Genomic DNA, 20,996 nt, shown 5'->3' with positions numbered 1-20,996 from the left:
GAAACTAAATTTTGACAGAAAAACGATAACCTGATCCTCTCACTGTTTGGATCATTGAATCGTGTCCGTGTTTTGAAATCGCTTTACGTAAGCGCCTGATATGCACATCCACGGTGCGATCTTCGACATACACATTCGTTCCCCAGACATTATCAAGCAGCAGCTCGCGGCTGTAGACACGCTCTGGGTGACTCATGAAAAAGTGTAACAATTTAAACTCAGTGGGCCCCATGTCCACCGCTTCATCATTACTAGTAACACGATGGGAAACAGGCTCTAGCACAAGTCCGTTAAATTCGATGGGTTCTTCTTTCGACGTAGGCGTTACGCGACGCATTACCGCTTTAATTCGCGCAACCAACTCTTTTGGTGAAAATGGCTTAGTTATATAATCGTCAGCACCTGACTCGAGTCCACGGATTTTATCATCTTCTTCGCTTCGCGCGGTGAGCATAATGATAGGGATGTCCTTTGCATACTCATGAGTTTTGAGCTTTTTTGCTAACTGCACACCACTGCCGCCAGGCAACATCCAGTCAAGTAAAATAAGGTCTGGATAAGGTTCTTTAATTTTTTCAAGTCCAATGTCATAGTCTTCAGCCTCGTCTACAGCAAATCCCGCCTGCTCTAAAACAAAGCTTAACATGTCCCTAATCGGCGCTTCATCTTCGACTAAAAGTATTTTACGCGACATTTTTTTCACTCGTGTCATCAAAAATTTGTCCGTATTATTAGAGTCATCTGTGACAGTTTTATGAAACAAAGCGATAAAGATGTCAAGTAATAGACCGATTATGTGCACTTATGTACGCATTCAGTGCAATTAAATGTCTTTTTGATGACAATATGTCGATTTGCTTTTGACCCGTCGGCATCGTCTTGTTAACCTCTCGCGTCGTTTTTTACAGGAAGCTCCCTAGCATCATGTGGTTTAAAAATTTAAAAATATATCGTTTTACCCAAGATTTCACTTTCGACAATGCGCAATTAGACAACATGCTTGAAAGCATGCCGTTTCGTCATTGCTCCGCTCAAGAGATATCGAGCATGGGCTTTGTTTCCCCTGTACCTAAAGGGGAAGCGCTTTACCTTCAATCTTCGAACGCTTATTGGTTTACCTTAAAGCGCGAGGACAAAATCTTACCTGCAAGCGTGGTTAACGCAGAGCTGGCCGAAAAGGTCTCACAGATTGAAAATGAAACCGGTTCACCGGTAGGGAAAAAAGCGCAAAAAGACTTAAAGGAAGAAGTTGTGCAAAGGTTGTTGCCGCGTGCGTTCAATAAGCATGGCTTTATTAACGGCTATGTGAGTTTAGATGAGCAAATCGTTGTGGTTGATGCAAGCTCCGATGGCGCAGCTGAAGTTTTCTTAGCCTGCCTAAGAAAATGCCTAGGCTCGCTGCCAGTAGTGCCTTTAGCGAAGTCGCAACAACAAGAAGTATTAACCTCGTGGCTCTTAAAAGACGCACCACAAGGTATTGAACTGTTAGATGAAGCAGAATTTAAATCTCCAGCACAAGACGGCGGCATTATTCGTTGTAAGCAACATAACTTAGATGCTGATGAAATTCTCGCGCACATCCAAGCGGGCATGTGGGTACAAAAACTTGCTATCGCGTATCAAGATAAATTGACCTGCATTATTGCAGAAGACTTATCAATTAAACGCCTAAAATTCACCGACATCGTCAAACAGCAAAACGAAGATATTGGCAAAGATGAACTTCAGGCACGCTTAGATGCCGATTTTAGTTTGTTCAGTGCTGAAATTGATGCTTTTGTGCGTGACCTAAAGACAATGTTTGATTTACAAGAGGCCTAATATGCAAAAACCCAATCATAAGATTGGGTTTTTTATATTTACGTTTACGGCACTTGCCATAGCCTCGAGCTCTTTTGTTAGGAGAACAATGCCTTCGCGTTGTCTCTTAGTTCAATAAACTCGTCAGTTTGTAGCTCGTCTATATCGTTAAACAATCCGCGTTTTTGCGCTTGCGTTAACACTTCATCGGGCGTATCGCATAGGTTTGCTAACGCTGCGCCTACTCGCACAAAATCAATATAGCTGACCTCATGGGGAACATAATCAAAATTTCTCCAATGTTCTGCGCACTCGATAAATACTTCATTAAACTTCCATTCACGCATGATACTGCCACCAATACGACTTGCTAGTTTATTGATAGCAACATCTAAAAAGGCAGGGTTAGCAAACACGCTATCATGACGCTCGGCCTCTGTGAGTACCGGTAACGCACCTATATCGGCTACGAGTGCTGATAAAGTCATTGTGTCTAAACTTAAACTCTTATCTTTTTTCGCGCGTTGATAAATTACCATCGCCGCCATTGCATTACCCACGATGTTGGTAATATCTCCCCACTTTTTCGCCATGTACTGTTTCACAACTTCGTTTTTTGATACGAATAGCTGCTCCATAGCAAGCGCGGTGGCAATGTTTTTTACCTGAAACAAACCAATACGCGTTACCGCTTGGCTTGTAGAAACCACTTTGACTTCCCTACCAAGGTACGCTGAGTTTGAAATTTTAATCATACGCGCACTGAGTGACGGGTCTTGCCCTACCACTTCAGCCATAGTATTGAGGTTAACATCGGGATCATCTGCTGCTCTGCGCACTTTAATCGCAATAGCAGGCAACGTCGGAAGGACCAGCGTGTCATTATTAATTTTTTCAACCAAGATGGTCAGCAGAGCGTTTTGTGTTGACATGAAAAAGCCTTAATTTCCTAAAGATAAATAAGTATCAAATCCTGTGAGTACCAGCATCAATAGATGAGCGTAAGTCCCTTACTCTACAAATAATGCTGTATCAATTACTCAACTTTGAGTTTTTCTGTATATGGCGGCCATCCTAACGGTTTACCGGCAAGCACGTGTAAGTGTATGTGGTAAACGGTCTGTCCGCCATGTTGATTACAGTTCATAACCGTTCGATAACCCTGCGTTGCTACACCTAAATCTGATGCGACTTTTGCCGCAACTCGATGCATGTACCCTACAACTGCTTCATCCTCTGGCGCGATGTCGTTGGTAGTGGCAATGGGCTTTTTCGGGATTACCAAAAAATGAATGGGTGCTTGTGCATTTATATCGTTAAACGCTAGCACTCTGTCATCCTCAAACAGGATATCGGCAGGAATTTCTTTTTTTATAATTTTTGTGAAGATTGTTTCAGACATTTTTATTCCTATTTGTAAGGTAGAAAATCTGCTCTGGTAAGCGCTTTAATATGGCACTTAGCAATACACTGTATCAAGCATAGTTTTGCTAAGGCTCTATGCGCAAATTTTATATGCGTTTAATAAAACACAAAAATGAGCAGTACCACACCTAAAATCAAGCGATAGATAACAAATGGCAACATCCCAATTCTTGAAATCCAGCTTAGAAATAGATGGATGCACAAGTACGCAGCGACAAACGAGAAACCAGCGCCATAGAGCAATGCTGACCAATCCACCGCTGTTTTTGCTTCGAGTAAATCAAGTGCGGAGAACAAGCCTGCCGCAAGAATAATAGGCATAGATAATAAAAACGAAAAACGCGCAGCGCTCTGCCTATCAAGCCCTAGCATCAAACCGGCGGTCATCGTAACACCTGAGCGGGAAGTGCCGGGAATAATAGCCATGGCTTGCGCAAGACCAATAAATAATGAATCTTTGAAGGTTATTTTATCGATTGTCTTGCGTTGTGTCGCTTTTGCGTCGGCGTACCAAAGTAACAACCCAAACACAATCGTCGTTATTGCAATAATCAACGCTGATCTAGCATTCAACTCAATCCAATCTTTCATCAAAAATCCAAATAGGCCAGCAGGTATAGTGCCTATCACCACCCACCATGCTAAACGGCTATCGGAGCTTTGTTGTTTGCTAAAGCCATGGCTTAGCCATGCAAGTGCAAGGCGCCATACGTCATGGCGAAAATAAATAATGACCGCCAACAAGCTACCTACGTGCACGGCAACATCAAAAGCCAGTCCTTGACTGCGCCAACCCAAAAGCTGTTCAGGCAAAATGAGATGGGCTGAACTGGATATGGGTAAAAACTCTGTCAATCCCTGAATGATTGCCAGAATAATGATTTCGTATAATGTCATAACGGCATGTTGCTCCATGCAAAGGGTACAGCCCAAAGGCGCTGTTTCGATTTATCAAATTGTTGCCACATTTGTGCGTACGTTTTACCCGTAGACGGATGCACGTGATCTGGTGCGATATCTGCCATAGGCTGCAAGACAAAAGCATTATGAGTAATTTCATCTCGCGGCAGGCTAACGGGCTGTTCACACACAAGGTCATCAAAAGTCAGTAAATCTAAATCGAGTGTGCGCGGCGAAAATTTTTCAGACTGGCGCAGTCGCCCACAATCATCTTCAATTTTCTTGAGAATGGCACACACTTGTTTAACGCTTTTCGTTGTATATGCCATGATCACTAGATTAAAGAAGTTATCTCCTTTAAATCCAACAGATTGGCTTTCATAAACAGGAGAGAGTGTCAGTTCACCAAAGGCGTGATGCAGAGCATCGAGCCCCTTTATCGTATTGGCTTCCTTATCAATGTTGGAGCCAGAACTAATCAAAATGCAGTGTTGTTGAGAAGCATTCATAGTTACATGCACGAGTGAGGACGCTCTCGAGTAATACTGATCCCCACGTTGTCTGCATTATCCAAAATGTCAGGTTTGTATAAACTCAAACGTAGTTTTTCCACAGGAAACTCGTCAAAAATACTGATAACCATGGCATTGGCGAGCGCCTCTAACAGTTTGAAAGAAGATGCATCTGCAATGTCTACCATGCGCTGAGCGACCTTGCCATAGTCGAGGGTATCGCCGACATCATCACTTAACCCCGCTTTGCTTAAATCGGTATACATCACAAGGTCTGCGGTGACGCGTTGCTTTTGCAGGCGTTCAAAATCGTAAACGCCAATAAGAGAATACAGGGTCAACCCTTGTATCTTGACTTTATCCATGAAAATAGCTTGTGTGTTTGACACCACAACACGTTTTTAGCGCGTTACTTTGGTGCGTTTTAGTCGTGTGGCGTTAGTGTAACGTGAATCACTTGCTTAAGTATATCCTTGCAGTGCAGTTTTACGTCAGCTTCACTCTTTGCTGCTTGTTGTATAAATATGCAGGCTAAGGCAGATTAAATGGCGCTAAGCGACTCCAGCGGCCAACGCGGCATTGCTTTTTCATCAAGCGCGGTGGTTTCTCCTGCATTTAGCCGCTGACAACCTGCGTATGCGATCATCGCTCCATTGTCTGTGCAATATTCAAACGACGGGTAATACACTTCAAAACCAGAATGCTTGCTGGCCTGCTCAAACGATGCGCGCAAATGCTGATTGGCGGCTACACCACCGGCCATGACCAAACGCTTCAATCCTGTTTGCTTTAGCGCTCTCTTACATTTTATCAGCAGCGTATCAACGACTGCCTCTTCAAACGCTTTTGCAATATTCGCTCGGGTTTGCAGCTCACCGTCACTGCTTCTTATTGTGTTAGCTGCAAACGTTTTTAAGCCGCTAAAACTAAAATCTAAACCAGGACGGTCGGTCATGGGACGGGGAAATTGATAATGTCCGCTTTCACCTTGTTGGGCCAATTTAGCTAATAATGGACCACCAGGATAATCTAGGCCGAGTAACTTGGCGGTTTTATCGAAGGCTTCGCCCGCTGCATCATCCACCGATTCACCAAGTACCGTGTACTGACCAATGCCTCGCACATCGACCATCATGCTGTGTCCACCCGATACTAGCAAAGCAACAAATGGAAACTCCGGCGCATTGTCATCTAACATAGGCGCTAATAGGTGCCCTTCCATATGATGAACACCAATACTAGGAACTTGCCACGCATATGCTAGTGCACGCGCCATAGAAGAGCCCACTAGCAGCGCCCCAATTAAACCAGGTCCGCGTGTGTAGGCGATACCATCTATGTCGTCTTTTGATAAAGACGCTGAAGCAAGGGTTCGCTGGACAAGAGGGATGATTTTGCGTACATGGTCACGAGAAGCTAACTCTGGCACCACGCCACCGTAATCAGCGTGCAATTTTACTTGGCTATATAATTCATGCGCCAATAAACCTTGCTCACTATCATAAATAGCAATGCCGGTTTCATCACAACTTGTTTCAATTCCCAATACTTTCATGTCATTCTCTTTTAATGCACTATTGATTATTGCCGTAGCATTAGATTTCTCAAACACTGCTACTCGTTTTGCTTCATTTTTAGGAAAAATCCGCGAAATTATACAGGTCAATTGAGTGGATGGGTCAAATATATGAATTTTTTGCGACAATCGCCTAATTATTTAGCTTACTCCCTTTACATGCCATCGTGGAAAGAGTACTATTTCGCACCATTTTTTAGCCCGGGTAAGTAAATTAACGCATGGTTAATGACTTATGCATCCAGATATACCCGGTTGATTTATATCCTGAGGTGAGTATTTAAATGCCAATAGTTAAAGTAAGAGATAACGAACCGTTTGACATCGCACTTAGACGATTCAAGCGTTCATGTGAAAAAGCCGGCGTATTGTCAGAAGTTCGTCGTCGTGAGTTTTTTGAAAAGCCGACTTGGGAACGCAAGCGTAAAAAAGCTGCTGCCAAAAAACGTCACATGAAAAAATTGGCGCGTGAAAACGCTCGCCGCGTTAAGTTGTACTAAGCTTAACAAGCAATCGTTTTCAAGAAAGGCGCTATAGTAGCGCCTTTTTTTGTGCACACCATTTAGCCCTGAGCATTTGCACGGCACCTAAGTGATAGTAACGTCATGCAAATTATCGCTTTGTTTTTAATTAAATCACCCTATTATTAGAGACACTACTTGGACAAATGCACAATTGCATTTAGTTCTAGCAAGATTATCCGAAAAAAGGACCAACGAATGTCATTATTACTACAATTAAAAGACGCTCAAAAAGACGCCATGCGAAGCAAAGACAAGCTCAGTCTTGGTACCATAAGAATGGCTTTGGCCGCCGTAAAGCAACGTGAAGTAGACGAGCGCATTGAGCTCAACGACACTGATGTATTACAAATATTGACCAAAATGGTCAAGCAAAGACAAGAAGCAGCAGCGCAGTTTGTCAATGGTAATCGTCAGGACTTGGCCGATAAAGAAGAAGCAGAAATTGAAGTCATTAAACGCTTCTTACCACAACCTTTAGATGACGCAGAAATTGCCTCGCTCGTTGAAGATGCTATTCAAAAAACTGGCGCAAGCGACATAAAGGACATGGGCAAGGTTATGGGTATTCTCAAACCTCAAGTGCAAGGGCGTGCCGATATGGGTAACGTTAGTAAGCTCATCAAATCAAAACTCGCGTAAGGTAAGCAAACGATTATGGCAGGCCGCATTCCACAAGATTTTATTGAAGATCTCATTACGCGTGCTGACATTGTCGACATCATTGATAGCCGAGTGAAATTAAAAAAAGCAGGTCGCAATCATCAGGCCTGCTGCCCGTTTCATAATGAAAAAACCCCCTCTTTTTCTGTTAGCCAAGAAAAGCAGTTTTATTACTGTTTTGGTTGCGGCGCAAAAGGCAATGTCATTAGTTTTTTGATGGAATACGACCGGCTTGAATTTGTTGAGGCGGTAGAAGAACTCGCTAAAGAATGCGGTATGACCGTGCCTCGCACGGCTAGCAATGCGCCTTCACAATCTCCTCAACAAAAAAGCGAGCGTGAAAAAGACTATCAGCTTATGGAAGAGGTCACTCGATATTTCCAACACCAGCTTAAACATGCGACTAACGCACCTAAGGTCATAGAATATCTAAAATCTCGCGGGTTAAGCGGTGATGTGGTCAAGTTTTGGGACATTGGCTACGCGCCCGACCAATGGGATGGCGTACTGTCTACTTTCGCCGATGGCGGTAAGGATAAAGCAAAGCTTAAGCGTTTGATGACGCTTAAATTAGTCAATGAAAATGACAATCAACGTCGTTACGACTTCTTCCGTGACCGCGTGATGTTTCCTATCAGGGATAAACGCGGGCGCGTCGTAGCGTTCGGCGGACGCATCATTGAAGGCGATGGCCCGAAATATTTAAACTCCCCCGAAACCCCTATTTTCCATAAAGGCTACGAACTTTACGGCTTACACCAAGCCCGAAAGGAAAATCGCAAGCTCGCGCGAATTTTGGTGGTTGAAGGGTACATGGACGTTGTCGCATTATCCCAATTTGGGATCAGCTACGCAGTCGCTGCGCTTGGCACAGCGACAACCCCTGAGCATATTCAAATGATGTTCAAATCGTGTAATGAAATTGTGTGCTGTTATGACGGAGACCGGGCCGGAAGAGAGGCTGCCTGGCGTGCCCTAGAAAATGCTTTGCCATACTTAAAAGATGGCTATGCGCTTAAATTTCTCTTCCTTCCAGACGGCGAAGACCCAGATACCATGATCAGAAAAGTAGGGAAAGACGAGTTTGAGCAACAGCTGGAAAAAGCCGTGCCCGTATCTACCTTCTTTTTTGACAACCTATTAGGGCGTCACTCGCTTGGCAGTATAGAGGGGAAAGCGGCGTTTAAAACTGAAGCGCAGCCGCTCATTGAAAAAATTGTCGGTGATAATCAGCGTGAGATGATGCTATCACAGCTTCATCGTTATTGCGGGAATCGCAACTACGATCACGAAAAAAATGTCAAAGACGCCAACAGTCAAAAACGCCCTAGACACACCGAATATCAGGCTCCTAGCCACATAAAACAATCTCCTGTGAGAATGATGTTACGCTTGTTACTCGACGAACCCTCCCTGGCCAATGAGTATCCACGAGTACAAATCACGAAACTGCTCGGCTCCGGCATCAATGGCATTGATGTGCTCAGCGATGTTCATAGTTATTGTGTTGCCCATCCCAACGCAAATACTGCCTCTTTAATTGAAGCATTTAGAGACCATCCGCACTTTCAGAATTTGGGTAAATTATTGGGCAGTCCTTTGGAAGAAAACTTGAATCTCGCCGCAGAATATATTGCTTGTTTCAAGAAGCTGTTACGTTGGCATTTCGATGCCCGTTTGGATGAGCTGACAGCGCGCGCTAACCTGCCTCAGGGGCTTACAGATAACGAACAAAAAGAATTACAACTTTTGCTTCAAAAGCGCTAATAGAAATAATGGATAAATCCCCTTGCTGGATTATCTTAAATTGAACTTCCTCGCCCCAATAAAGCCCTATATTTGAGGTGGAATTTTGTTTGTTTTATATGCTATACTAGCAAGTTCGCCATAACTTGATTGAACACTTGTTGTAGCGTTACCCAGTGCAACAAATAATATGATTGTAGTTTCATACAGTTATCTATTTTTATGAGCTCATTAGATTGAGCTTTAGCGCGTCGCGTAAAGTATGACAATGACGGATTGAATTTCTCGTTTTCGTCGCCATATCTGAATGCAACTAAACGTGCCGTCTAACGTGTAAGGTATATTGTGCAGAGTAAGCAGTCCCAGATAAAACTCCTTATTGCCAAAGGCAAAGAGCAAGGTTACTTAACTTTCGCAGAGGTAAACGACCACCTCCCAGCCGACATAGTTGATTCTGACCAAATAGAAGACATTATCCGCATGATAAATGACATGGGGATTCAGGTGTTTGAATCGGCACCTGATTCCGATGAATTATTGATGCAGGAAACCACAACCGACGAAGAGGTTGCTGAAGCAGCAGCACAGGCTTTGGCCACCGTTGAGAGTGAGATAGGCAGAACGACTGATCCTGTGCGCATGTACATGCGTGAAATGGGTACTGTTGAATTGTTAACCCGTGAAGGTGAAATCGAAATCGCCAAGCGCATTGAAGAAGGTATTAACCAAGTTCAGTGCTCAGTGGCCGAATACCCTGAAGCCATCACGTATTTACTAGATCAATGGGACCTCTACGAAGCTGAAGAAATTCGCTTAAGCGATATCATCATTGGGTTTGTCGACCCTAATGAAGATGATGTTGCACCTACTGCAACCCATGTTGGGTCTGAGCTATCTGATGATGAGCTTGAAGATGAAGATGATGATGCAGAAGACGACGATGAAGAAGAGGACGACAACAGCGTTGACCCTGAAGTAGCACGCGAGAAATTCTCAGACTTACGCAAGCAGTACAATAAAGCCCGTAAAGTGATAGAGAGTAAAGGTCGCGCGCACAAGTCAGCGAAAAAAGAAATTGCAGCATTAAGCGATGTCTTTAAAGAATTTAGATTAGTACCAAAGCAATTTGATCGCATGGTGCGCAATATGCGCGACATGATGGACAGAGTGCGTATTCAAGAGCGTTTGGTCATGAAGTTTTGCGTGATGCACGCAAAAATGCCGAAGAAAGACTTTATTAGACTGTTTGCGGGCAATGAAACCTCGACAGCTTGGCTTTATGAAGTACTGAAGACTGACCAAGCCTTTGTACCTAAGCTACTTGAATATAAAGAAGAAATTGAGCGCTGCGTAAGCAAAATGAACGCAGTTGAGCAAGAAACTGGGCTTATTATTCCAGACATCAAAGACATCAACCGACGCATGTCTATTGGCGAAGCAAAAGCTCGCCGTGCGAAGAAAGAAATGGTCGAAGCAAACCTTCGTCTTGTTATTTCAATCGCTAAGAAATACACCAACCGTGGACTCCAATTCCTTGATTTAATTCAAGAAGGTAACATTGGTTTGATGAAAGCAGTTGATAAGTTTGAATATCGTCGTGGATATAAGTTTTCAACCTATGCGACATGGTGGATTCGTCAGGCAATTACGCGTTCAATCGCCGACCAAGCACGCACCATTCGTATTCCAGTGCACATGATTGAGACCATCAACAAACTGAATCGCATTTCACGTCAAATGCTGCAAGAGATGGGCAGAGAGCCAACGCCAGAAGAGTTATCTGAACGCATGATTATGCCTGAAGATAAAATTCGTAAAGTGTTGAAAATCGCAAAAGAGCCAATCTCAATGGAAACGCCTATCGGTGATGATGAAGATTCGCACTTAGGGGATTTCATCGAAGATACGTCAATCACTCAACCACTTGATTCTGCCACTGGCGGAAGCTTAAAAGACGCAACGCAAGAAGTGTTAGCAGGGTTGACCGCACGAGAAGCCAAGGTGCTTCGTATGCGCTTTGGTATTGATATGAACACCGATCATACGCTTGAAGAGGTAGGAAAACAGTTTGATGTAACTCGTGAACGGATTCGTCAAATTGAAGCAAAGGCATTGCGTAAGCTTCGCCATCCTAGCCGCTCTGAACAACTGAAAAGCTTTTTAGACGAGTAAACCTAAACGTTTTTAACGCATTAAAAAGGCCAACATTATGTTGGCCTTTTTGTGTCTTAAAGCAATTTAAACTCGCATTCACTCGCCCTTAACATAGGGCACTTCATCAATAAGCTCATCCAACTTACGACTGCGTTTTTCTGGCGAGCCTGTGCCTCTCGCGAGATACGCATATGCGGTTGGCACAATAAACAAGGTCATGAACGCTGAAAACAACACGCCCGAGAAGATCACCATACCAATCACCGACCTTGACTCAGCACCAGGGCCCGAAGCAAGCACAAGAGGTAAGGCACTAAAGAGTGTGGTAAAGCCCGTCATCACAATGGGACGCAAACGCTGGGTTGCCGCTCGTCTCACGGCTTCTTCAAATTCCATACCCGCGTCGCGTAATTGATTGGCAAACTCGACAATCAAAATACCATTTTTAGCGGCCAGACCTATCAACATCACCAGCCCAATCTGAGAATAAATATTGATAGTCATGTTAGATAAGTACAAACCTACATAAGCGCCAACGAGTGCCAACGGTACGGTAAACATAATCACTAACGGGTGTATCCAACTCTCAAACTGTGCGGCGAGGACCAAATACGTTACCGCTAGCGCCAGCATGAAAATAAATATAAATGACGAGCCCGATTCTTGATACAGCTGCGACTCGCCTTTGTAATCTATTGATACTTCTTCTGGAAGTTCTGTGGCAACGATATTTTCTAAAAAGGCAAGTGCCTCACCAATGGTATAGTCATCTGCCAAGTTGGCACTGATGGTGACCGCACGCATGCGATTGTAACGATTTAAGGTGTTAGAGGTTGCCTGCTCTCTGATGTTGAGCAAGTTGTCCATTGGAATCAACTGCCCTGTGCGATCAGAGCGCACATAGATATTATCGATACTGTTAGGTGAACGATAATCGGCTTTATTCCCTTCTAAGACCACATCGTACTCTTGACCGCGCTCTAAGAAGGTCGAGACTCTGCGTTGACCGAGCATGGTTTCTAGCGTTCGGCCAATTTCGGTTATCGAGACACCCAAATCTGCCGCTCGATCTTTGTCTATATCAATCAACAGCTGTGGCGAGGTTTCTTTGTAGTCCGAATCGATGCGCAGCAACTTCGGGTTTTCTCTGGCTTTATCAATAACGATATCACGCCACTGGACGAGCTCTTCGTAGGTGTTGCCCTGCAAAACAAACTCTATTGGACGCCCCAAACCACGGCCACCCAAGGCAGAGCGCATAATGGCAAATGCGCGCACGTCTGGAATATCAGCAAGCTGAGCGCTCACCTGATTCATAAAGTCGAAGGTTGAACCTTCACGCTCCTCCCAAGGAGGCATTCCGACGATAGCAATACCAGCCTGACCACCAAAACCAGGGGTTCTTACCAAGACTCTGTTAACCTGCCCACTTTCCCTATAGGGTAACAATATGTCTTCAATCTTTTTAAGGTTACGCGCATTACTCTCATAACTTGCGCCCTCTTGTGCCTGCATGAGAATGAAAAAGTTACCTCGGTCTTCACGAGGTACAAACTCTTCAGGAATTTTACTTTGCAGCTGAAAAATTAGCGTCATGCTGACTAGCACCATGAGCACCATTAATACAGGCTGTTTCATGGTCACGCGCAAACTATTGAAATAGCGCCCTTCTAGGCTTTTAAACTTGGCATCGACCCACATTCCAAAACCAGAACTGCGTGAGCGATTCTTCAGAATTTTTGAGGCCAACATGGGCGATAGCGTCAGTGCCGTAAAGCTAGAAAATGCAACCGCAGCGGCAATGGCTAGCGCAAACTCAGTAAACAATCGACCTATATTCCCTTCTAAGAATACCAGCGGCACAAACACCGATATCAATACCAAGGTTGTGGCAATAACCGCAAACGCGACCTCTCTTGCCCCTCGATAAGATGCCAGTAATGGCGGCTCGCCCATTTCGATACGACGATAGATGTTTTCAAGCACAACAATCGCATCGTCCACCACCAGCCCAATTGCCAACACCAGTGCCAGCAGCGTAAGTAGGTTGATAGAAAAACCCAAAGCAAACATTACAATAAAGGCCGCGACAAGAGATACCGGAACCGTCACTGCTGGGATAAGCGTCGCTCGAACGTTGCCCAAAAAGATATAGATAACAATGATCACCATCACCATCGCAATGGCTAGGGTGTTGTAAACTTCGCTAATAGACTCTTCAATAAACACTGACGAGTCGTAGCTCGGCACAATAAAAATATTGTCAGGTAAGGTCTGCTCAATTTGGGTAATCGCTGCTTTGGCAGCGCGCGCGACCTCAAGCGTATTCGCCTTTGACTGCTTAACAATACCTAAGCCAATCATATTGACGCCATCGCCCCTAAAATCGGTCTCATCATCCTCTGCGGTCAGTTCAACCTGGGCAACTTCTCCTAAACGCACTAAGTAACCATCGGCACCGGCGGCAACGGTTAAGTTGGCAAAATCTGTTGGTGTTAAGAAGCTGCGGGCAACGCGCACGTCAAAGTCGCGATTGTCAGATTCTACTCTACCCGCGGGTAGCTCCACATTTTCTGCGCGAATGACTCGTTCGATATCACTCACTGTTATGCCACGAGCTGCCATTGCATTACGGTCTAGCCACACCTTCATTGCATACGTGCGCCCCCCACCAATTTGCACGCGGGCGACACCATCGGCAATCGATAATCTATCCACCACAAAGCGGTCTGCGTAGTCGGTTAACTCCATGACATTTAGATTGTCACTGCGAAGGTTGTACCAAACCACAACGTCTTCATCAGAGTTAGACTTTGCGACTTCTGGCGGAAAGGCTTGGTCTGGCAGATTATTCGACACACGAGATACACGCTCTCTGACATCGTTAGAAGCTGCGTCGATATCACGACTTAAATTAAATTCGATCGTAATGTTAGAGCTGCCATTTCGACTCGACGAGGAAATGTTTTTTATCCCTTCAATACCGCTGATTCTATCTTCGATTAACTGCGTAATACGCGTTTCAATGATTTCTGCCGACGCGCCGGGGTAACTGGTCGAAACAGATACAATCGGTGGGTCGATATCGGGATATTCTCTTAAGGATAAAAATGTGATGGCCACAATCCCAAAGACGATGAGAAGTAAGTTTACAACGCTGGCAAAAACCGGGCGTTTAACCGATAAATCTGAAATTAACATCGCTTCGCCCCTATCCTTTCACAACGCGAACCGCAGAACCATCGCGGACCCTTAGTGTACCTTCGGTGATCACCTTATCACCTTCGCTCAATCCGCTAAGGATTTGCACCAAACCGGGCTTTCGCTCACCCACTGTTACTAATGTCTTCTTGGCTTTGTTGTCGCCGTTAATCAAAAACACAAATTGCGAATCACCTTCTGGCACTAAGGCCGTTTCGGGGATCACCAACGCATTCAATACACGCTTTTCGATATTGATTTGCAATAGCATACCCGGCCGCATTTTTAAGTCTGGATTAGGCAACTCCGCTCTGATTTGAATAGAGCGTGTAATCGGGTCGATACGCGAGTCGATATTGCTAATTTCTCCGATGAATTGCTCGCCAGGGTAAGCGACCGACGTCGCATAAATGGTTTGCCCATTCGCTACGCTGGCAAGATGCAGTTCAGAGATACTGAAATCTACCTTCACAACGCTCAAGTCATCTAAGGTTGTAATGACATCGCCTGGACGGACAAGGCTGCCAACACTTACCATGCGCGTACCTAAACGGCCGCTGAAAGGAGCCCGAATGACTAACTCTTCAAGATCAGCTTGCGCCACATCTTTTTGCGCAATTAAGGTCTCAACTCTTGATTCTTGCTCGTCTAGAAGCTGCTGAGAGGCAGCGCTTTGATTGGCTAAGTCTTTAATTCGCGCAAGTTGGCGTCTAGCTTCATTAATATTGATGTTTAACTCATTTAATCGAGCTCGTTCAGCGCGATTGTTAAGTTCAACAAGTACTTGGTTTTGCTCAACAACATCGCCATCGTCAAATGCTAAAGCGATAACCGTCTCTGCTTGCTGCGCCGTGATATTTACCGACTCGTTGGCAACCGCTGTGCCTAAAGCCTCCACTATGACCGGAAACGCTTGATTACTCGCTTCACTGACCACTACAGGCGTATCACCGCCACCTTGCGGTCCCCCCTGCGCTTCTTGAGCAGGCATGTTGATATAAATAAGGAAGGCAGCAAGGGCAACTACCCCTACGAATAACGGGGAAAGTTTAATAAACTTTGACATACTTCTCCTGACAGCTATTGTCTACTTTAAAACAGCGCAATGTGAAACATTTGCGACGATACTAAGTACTTTTCGTGCAAACTATACTTTGAGGTATTTAAACCTTGAATGAACGTATTATAGGACAATCAAATTGAAACGGTTTAAAGTTTTTGCAATTAGTCTACTTTTAAGTGCCTGTCATCCGGCCGAGATCGCACCACCGTCTTGCAGAGTAGCCAACCATGCTCAATCATCACAGGCCGGCGAAGGCGCTTGCGTTATAAAAATAAATAGCAAACTATTGGTCATTCAACGCTCAGATGATCAATATGACCTGCCTTTTCAGCAAAATCTTTCAGATCAAAGTGCACAATGTGCCGCGCATTACGGCACATGGATTGAAACCGGTTTTAATGTTGAAGTAGGCGAACAACTTACCACACAACGCAATGGCGTCGCGCTTTTCGCCTGTCATTTGCAAGCCGGATTTGATGGTACTGAAGCTGACCTTCCCCCACCGCCTTGGCGACCAAGCAAAGTAGATGCATTGCAGTTTATCTATCCTTTCGACATCGACCTGCATCAATGGCATGGTCCAGACCAGTTTGTGGCCGTGAAGGATGCATTTATCTTGTATAAAGAAGCTGACAAAATAGATGCGATAAATACAAGTGATTGAGCGTTTTTTAATGTTTCGCGTAAGATATAGCAGTTGTTATTAAAAATTAAATATCAGGAGACACAATGCCGCAATATAAAGCCCCAATGGCAGACTTTCAGTTTTTACTCAATGACTGGTTAAAAATTGATAAACATTACGAATCTGTGGGTGCACAGGGCATGGATAGCGAGCTGGTCACCGAAATACTCAATCAAGGCGCAAAGTTCGCTGAAGAAGTCATCGCCCCATTAAATCGCGAAGGCGACGAAGAAGGCTGCAAACTTGTTGATGGCAAGGTCACCACGCCGCATGGATTTGCCCAAGCCTATCAAGAGTATATTGCAAACGGATGGAACGCGATGCTCGGCAACCCTGACTTTGATGGGCAAGACTTACCTTATTCAGCAGCGGTCCCTGTGCATGAAATGCTCAATGCAGCTAATTTAAGCTGGCGTCTCACTACTATGCTGACCGAAAGCGCAGTACTAGCGGTAAACAAGCACGCTACCGATGAGTTAAAGCAAAGCTACTTGGCCAAGCTTATTAGCGGTGAGTGGACTGGCACCATGAACCTTACCGAACCTCATGCAGGTACTGACCTAGCGCTGCTTAATACTAAAGCAGAGCCAAATGGTGACGGCTCCTATTCCATCACCGGCAATAAAATATTTATTACCGGTGGCGACCAAGATTGGACGACTAATATTATTCACTTAGTGCTTGCACGCTTACCCGATGCACCGAAAGGCGTCAAAGGGATCAGTTTATTCCTCGTGCCTAAATTTTTGCTAGATGAAGCAGGTGAGCCCGGTGAAGCGAACAAGCTCGGTGTAGGTAGCATTGAAAAGAAAATGGGTATCAAAGGTAGTCCAACCTGCGTGATGAACTACGACGGCGCTATAGGCTGGCTTGTAGGTGAAGAAAACAATGGCTTAGCCTGCATGTTTACCATGATGAATGACGCACGCTTTCAAGTAGGTATGCAGGGTCTAGGGACAAGTGAAGCCTCATATCAAGGCGCACTAACCTATGCTCGCGAACGCTTGCAATCTCGTGCGCCAGAAGGACCTAAACAACCAGAAGCAAAAGCTGACTCCATCATGCATCAACCAGACGTGCGTAAAATGCTATTAACCCAAAAAGCATTTACCGAAGGCTGCCGAGCGCTTTCCATGCTCTATGCCCAGCAAATGGATATTGAAAAGTATGCCGATGACGAGCGTCGTGAAAAAGCTAAACAAGTCATTGCATTTTTAACACCCATCACGAAAGGCTTTATGACCGACATTGCCACTGAAATCACCAACCTAGGAGTTCAGGTATTTGGCGGTCATGGCTACATTCGCGAATGGGGAATGGAGCAGTTGGTTAGAGATACACGCATCGCACAGCTTTATGAAGGTACTAACGGTATCCAGGCGGCAGATTTGATTGGTCGTAAACTTACGCGTGATGGCGGAAAAATGCTCGGTGCAACCGTCGAGATGCTCGCTCAAAGAATAGATGCGATGCAAGATGCGACTTTGCAAAGCCAAGCAAAAGCACTTTTAACTGAATTTAATGAGTTATCATTAAGCTTGCTAGGTGCAAACGCCGTTGATGTAGCAGGAGCCGCTACCGATTACATGTTCTACAGCTCTTATGTGATCATCGGGATCTTGTGGCTAGATATGGCAGATAGCGCAAAACAGTCTTCTAACAGCTTTATTGCTCAAGGTAAGCCAAAGACTTGTGATTTCTATATGAAGCGATTGTTACCGCGCAAGGAGATGCATAAGTCTGTGCTCCTTGCATCGGCCGACGATTTACTCGCTCTTAATGACCAAGAGTTTGACTATATCTAGTACGCTTATAAATCACTAAGCAACCATCAAAAAAGCAGCTCTTAAAGAGCTGCTTTTTATTATCTAGACTCATCACCGAAGTGTGACTAAGCGACCCTACTTCCTTTAATCGCATCAAATGCCTGTAAAAGGTCCTCAGTGATATCTGCCTCGCACTCTAATCCTACGGATAACCTCAGTAGGCTTTCACTTATCCCATGATGAGCGCGCTCTTCTTCAGTGTATGCAGAGTGGGTCATACTGGCAGGATGTTGAATAAGGGTTTCTGCGTCACCTAACGATACTGCTCTTTGTACTAGGTTTAATGCATCCATAAAGGCGATCCCTTCGGCGCTGCCACCATGTAGTTCAAACGCAATCATACCGCCAAAATAACGCATTTGTTTGTTAGCCAAGCGTTGTTGTGGATGACTTTCTAAGCCAGGATACGACACCCATTTTACTTCGCTTCTTTGCTCTAAAAAGCGCGCGATAGTATAAGCGCTTTGACTGTGACGCTGCATTCTTATCTCTAAGGTCTTTAATCCACGCATAATGAGCATTGCGGTGAACGGCGACATACAAGCACCGGTCATATCTTTGAGCCCTTCTAGACGTATGCGTTGGATAAGTTCATGCCCACCTACAACTAACCCAGCAACCAGGTCGCCATGGCCACCTAGATACTTTGTCGCCGAGTGAATAACAAGATCAGCGCCAAGGCATATCGGTTGTGTAATTAACGGCGTTGCATAGGTGTTATCAACTACACTAATGACCTTGGCTGCTTTGGCCAAGGCGCATACTGCCTCGATATCGATAAGGCGCATGTTAGGGTTAGCAGGCGTTTCAAAATACATGACCTTGGTGCGAGCGTTAAACCCTTTTTTCACTGCCTCAATATCTGTCATATCAACATGCTTAATGGTCACACCAAATTTAGCTAAGCCGTGGTGCATAAATGCATAAGTACAACCATATAAGGTCTCATCAACCAACACTTCATCACCCGCTTGTAACAGCGTCCATAAAGTCGCGCTGATAGCCCCCATGCCAGAAGCGGTGCTCAGTGCGGCTTCTGCTTGCTCTAAACAAGCGATGCGTTTTTCTAGAATATCCAACGTGGGATTAGAGATCCGGCTATAAAAATGCCCCGGTCTCTCGCCGGCAAACATCTCAGAGCCATGCTGCGCATTTTCAAACGTAAATGTAGAACTCAGATGCATAGGTGGGTTGAGCGCACCTTGTTCATCTTTTGCGGCATATGCATAGTGAATCGCTTGTGTCGCAAAGCCCAAGCCGTCATAAGTACGATTATTTTTTTCCATGGTGATATTCCAAAAAGAACGAGTCAGGTTAAATATACGCCTAAAAACACAGCAATAGCTTTCAATTTATAGCCTTTGTTGTATATTTATTGGCATTAACTGCCAAAAGACGCATTTGAAATGGACAAAATCGATCGAAAAATTTTGCGTGAGCTTCAGATTAACGGGCGCATCACAAATCAGGAACTTGCTGACAAAATAAACTTGTCACCAAGCCCTTGCCTGCGGCGCGTCAAGCAACTCGAAACAAAAGGCATTATCAAAGGCTATACCCTCGATGTAGACTACGAGGCTTATGGTTTACCTATCACGGTGTTTGTGAGCATTCAATTAGAACGTCATAGTGCACAAGTGGTGACCGAGTTTGAGAATGCAATCAAGCTAGCCGAGCAAGTACTTGAATGCTTTGTGATGACCGGTCGCTCTGATTACTTACTAAAAGTAGTGGTAAAAGATTTGCACGACTACGAACATTTTGTCAGAAAACACCTTCATGCAATGGGCAATATTGCATCTATTGATACGAGCTTCGCTTATGGTACTGTCAAGCGTTCGCATGTCTTGCCACAACTTGACCGGTAGAGTAAAACAATAGCCAAGTGACAACACTGGATTTATCGGCTTTTTCGAGCCACTATAATGAGATGATGCTCGAACAAATATCTAAAAGGATGTGAAGAATGAATTTACCTTATGCCATTGGCACCGCAGGCAAGCCTTGGGGCGATGCAGAAAAGCAGCAGTGGCGAGCGCTACAAACTATTAAGCGCTCATACCGAGAAGAAGTGCTTAGCAAACTAAATGGCCTAGATAATGATTTAAACCTAATTAATTATGGAGCTCTGCCATACAACGAACAGCGTTATCCGCTTTTTTTAGTCAAAAATCGTACATGGCAATATGGCTTGCCCACTGTCTTAATTACCGGTGGTGTACATGGATATGAAACAAGCGGCGTACAAGGCGCTATCCTGTTTTTACAAACTCGTATTAAAGATTATTTAAAACACTTTAATTTTATCGTTGCGCCTTGCGTAAGCCCTTGGGGATATGAATCCATCAATCGCTGGAATCCATTAGCGGTTGACCCAAACCGTTCGTTCTTTGAAAACGGTCCATCACCTGAAGCAAATGCACTTATGCGTTATATGAGTTCGCAGCAAGTGTCATTGATAGCGCATTTTGACCTGCATGAAACGACCGATACCGACAATACAGAGTTTAGGCCTGCACTGGCGGCAAGAGATGCGCTTGTGCATGATAACTGGGAAGTTCCTGATGGGTTTTACACAGTTGGGGATACCGCACGCGAACAAAGCGGATTCCAAAAAGCGATTATCGATAGCGTAAGAAAAGTGACGCATATTGCGCCAGCTGACCAGCACGGCAAACTTATCGGTAGCGATATGTTGCAACCGGGCGTGATTAACTACGACAAGAACTCGCTTTTTTTATGCGGAGGCTTTACCGATGCGCCATATGTAACAACCACCGAAGTCTATCCTGATAGTCCAAAAGCGACACCACAGCAATGTAATCTCGCTCAAGTAGCAGCACTAGAGGGTGGGCTACAGTACTTAATCTAGGTAAAGGCGCTGTTTATGGCTATGCGGGTTAAAAATATACGGCGCAGCTACT

At 44.7% G+C, this 20,996-nt stretch carries 19 protein-coding genes; 9 read left to right on the top strand and 10 right to left on the bottom strand.

Annotated features, from left to right (window positions below; translation table 11 throughout):
- Positions 1-4: 4 nt before the first annotated feature.
- The gene (phoB, locus tag KJ365_RS05770; protein ID WP_214450678.1) at positions 5-694 is read right to left on the bottom strand and encodes a phosphate regulon transcriptional regulator PhoB; all 690 of its coding nucleotides are present in this window, start codon (positions 692-694) and stop codon (positions 5-7) included.
- A 230-nt stretch (positions 695-924) separates the two neighbouring features.
- Between phoB and rdgC the strand changes: the two genes are divergently transcribed.
- Positions 925-1,821: a recombination-associated protein RdgC gene (gene rdgC / locus KJ365_RS05765; protein ID WP_214450677.1), complete on the top strand. Its 897-nt coding sequence runs from the start codon at positions 925-927 to the stop codon at positions 1,819-1,821.
- Between the two features lie 77 nt (positions 1,822-1,898).
- Here the strand turns inward: rdgC and KJ365_RS05760 are convergent, their stop codons facing one another.
- From KJ365_RS05760 to tsaD, 6 genes are all read right to left on the bottom strand, one after another.
- Positions 1,899-2,732, bottom strand: coding sequence for an HDOD domain-containing protein (locus KJ365_RS05760; RefSeq protein WP_214450676.1), 834 nt, complete (start codon positions 2,730-2,732; stop codon positions 1,899-1,901).
- A gap of 104 nt (positions 2,733-2,836) precedes the next feature.
- Positions 2,837-3,202 (bottom strand): histidine triad nucleotide-binding protein, encoded by a 366-nt coding sequence (locus KJ365_RS05755; RefSeq protein WP_214450675.1) that lies wholly within the window; start codon positions 3,200-3,202, stop codon positions 2,837-2,839.
- 119 nt (positions 3,203-3,321) lie between these two features.
- Positions 3,322-4,122 carry an undecaprenyl-diphosphate phosphatase gene (locus KJ365_RS05750; protein ID WP_214450674.1) on the bottom strand — a complete coding sequence of 267 codons (801 nt, stop codon included), beginning with the start codon at positions 4,120-4,122 and terminating at the stop codon, positions 3,322-3,324.
- Positions 4,119-4,634 carry a 2-amino-4-hydroxy-6-hydroxymethyldihydropteridine diphosphokinase gene (folK, locus tag KJ365_RS05745; RefSeq protein ID WP_214450673.1) on the bottom strand — a complete coding sequence of 172 codons (516 nt, stop codon included), beginning with the start codon at positions 4,632-4,634 and terminating at the stop codon, positions 4,119-4,121. The genes KJ365_RS05750 and folK overlap by 4 nt, the downstream gene beginning before the upstream one ends.
- 2 nt (positions 4,635-4,636) lie before the next feature.
- On the bottom strand, positions 4,637-5,002 hold the full coding sequence (gene folB, locus KJ365_RS05740; protein ID WP_214450672.1) for a dihydroneopterin aldolase: 366 nt from the start codon (positions 5,000-5,002) through the stop codon (positions 4,637-4,639).
- Between the two features lie 176 nt (positions 5,003-5,178).
- The gene (gene tsaD / locus KJ365_RS05735; RefSeq protein ID WP_214450671.1) at positions 5,179-6,192 is read right to left on the bottom strand and encodes a tRNA (adenosine(37)-N6)-threonylcarbamoyltransferase complex transferase subunit TsaD; all 1,014 of its coding nucleotides are present in this window, start codon (positions 6,190-6,192) and stop codon (positions 5,179-5,181) included.
- A gap of 305 nt (positions 6,193-6,497) precedes the next feature.
- On the opposite strand from tsaD, the gene rpsU reads away from it, so the two are divergent.
- The 4 genes from rpsU to rpoD all read left to right on the top strand — a co-directional run bounded on the left by rpsU (position 6,498) and on the right by rpoD (position 11,315).
- Positions 6,498-6,713, top strand: coding sequence for a 30S ribosomal protein S21 (rpsU, locus tag KJ365_RS05730; RefSeq protein WP_110430302.1), 216 nt, complete (start codon positions 6,498-6,500; stop codon positions 6,711-6,713).
- Positions 6,714-6,932: 219 nt separating this feature from the next.
- Positions 6,933-7,376: a GatB/YqeY domain-containing protein gene (locus tag KJ365_RS05725; RefSeq protein WP_214450670.1), complete on the top strand. Its 444-nt coding sequence runs from the start codon at positions 6,933-6,935 to the stop codon at positions 7,374-7,376.
- Between the two features lie 15 nt (positions 7,377-7,391).
- Complete coding sequence (gene dnaG / locus KJ365_RS05720) at positions 7,392-9,164, top strand: DNA primase (protein ID WP_214450669.1); 1,773 nt, start codon at positions 7,392-7,394, stop codon at positions 9,162-9,164.
- Positions 9,165-9,485: 321 nt separating this feature from the next.
- The gene (rpoD, locus tag KJ365_RS05715) at positions 9,486-11,315 is read left to right on the top strand and encodes an RNA polymerase sigma factor RpoD (RefSeq protein WP_214451296.1); all 1,830 of its coding nucleotides are present in this window, start codon (positions 9,486-9,488) and stop codon (positions 11,313-11,315) included.
- Positions 11,316-11,393: 78 nt separating this feature from the next.
- On the opposite strand, the gene KJ365_RS05710 is transcribed toward rpoD, so the two are convergent.
- The gene (locus KJ365_RS05710) at positions 11,394-14,498 is read right to left on the bottom strand and encodes an efflux RND transporter permease subunit (protein WP_214450668.1); all 3,105 of its coding nucleotides are present in this window, start codon (positions 14,496-14,498) and stop codon (positions 11,394-11,396) included.
- A gap of 10 nt (positions 14,499-14,508) precedes the next feature.
- Complete coding sequence (locus KJ365_RS05705) at positions 14,509-15,564, bottom strand: efflux RND transporter periplasmic adaptor subunit (protein WP_214450667.1); 1,056 nt, start codon at positions 15,562-15,564, stop codon at positions 14,509-14,511.
- Positions 15,565-15,697: 133 nt separating this feature from the next.
- On the opposite strand from KJ365_RS05705, the gene KJ365_RS05700 reads away from it, so the two are divergent.
- Together KJ365_RS05700 and KJ365_RS05695 are read left to right on the top strand one after the other, a co-directional pair.
- A complete protein-coding gene (locus tag KJ365_RS05700; RefSeq protein ID WP_214450666.1) occupies positions 15,698-16,225 on the top strand; it encodes a hypothetical protein in 528 nt (175 codons plus the stop codon).
- Positions 16,226-16,290: 65 nt separating this feature from the next.
- Entirely contained in the window at positions 16,291-18,051 is a 1,761-nt protein-coding gene (locus KJ365_RS05695; RefSeq protein WP_214450665.1) for an acyl-CoA dehydrogenase family protein, read from the top strand.
- Between the two features lie 86 nt (positions 18,052-18,137).
- Here the strand turns inward: KJ365_RS05695 and KJ365_RS05690 are convergent, their stop codons facing one another.
- Entirely contained in the window at positions 18,138-19,358 is a 1,221-nt protein-coding gene (locus tag KJ365_RS05690; RefSeq protein ID WP_214450664.1) for a methionine gamma-lyase, read from the bottom strand.
- A 120-nt stretch (positions 19,359-19,478) separates the two neighbouring features.
- Between KJ365_RS05690 and KJ365_RS05685 the strand changes: the two genes are divergently transcribed.
- Together KJ365_RS05685 and KJ365_RS05680 are read left to right on the top strand one after the other, a co-directional pair.
- On the top strand, positions 19,479-19,940 hold the full coding sequence (locus KJ365_RS05685; protein ID WP_214450663.1) for an Lrp/AsnC family transcriptional regulator: 462 nt from the start codon (positions 19,479-19,481) through the stop codon (positions 19,938-19,940).
- 98 nt (positions 19,941-20,038) lie between these two features.
- Positions 20,039-20,944, top strand: coding sequence for a M14 family metallopeptidase (locus KJ365_RS05680; RefSeq protein WP_214450662.1), 906 nt, complete (start codon positions 20,039-20,041; stop codon positions 20,942-20,944).
- Positions 20,945-20,996: the final 52 nt, after the last annotated feature.

This window comes from Glaciecola sp. XM2, assembly GCF_018595715.1.
GTDB lineage: Bacteria > Pseudomonadota > Gammaproteobacteria > Enterobacterales > Alteromonadaceae > Glaciecola.
The sequence above is the reverse complement of the archived record's forward strand: the minus strand, read 5'-3'. Positions and strand labels throughout refer to the sequence as shown.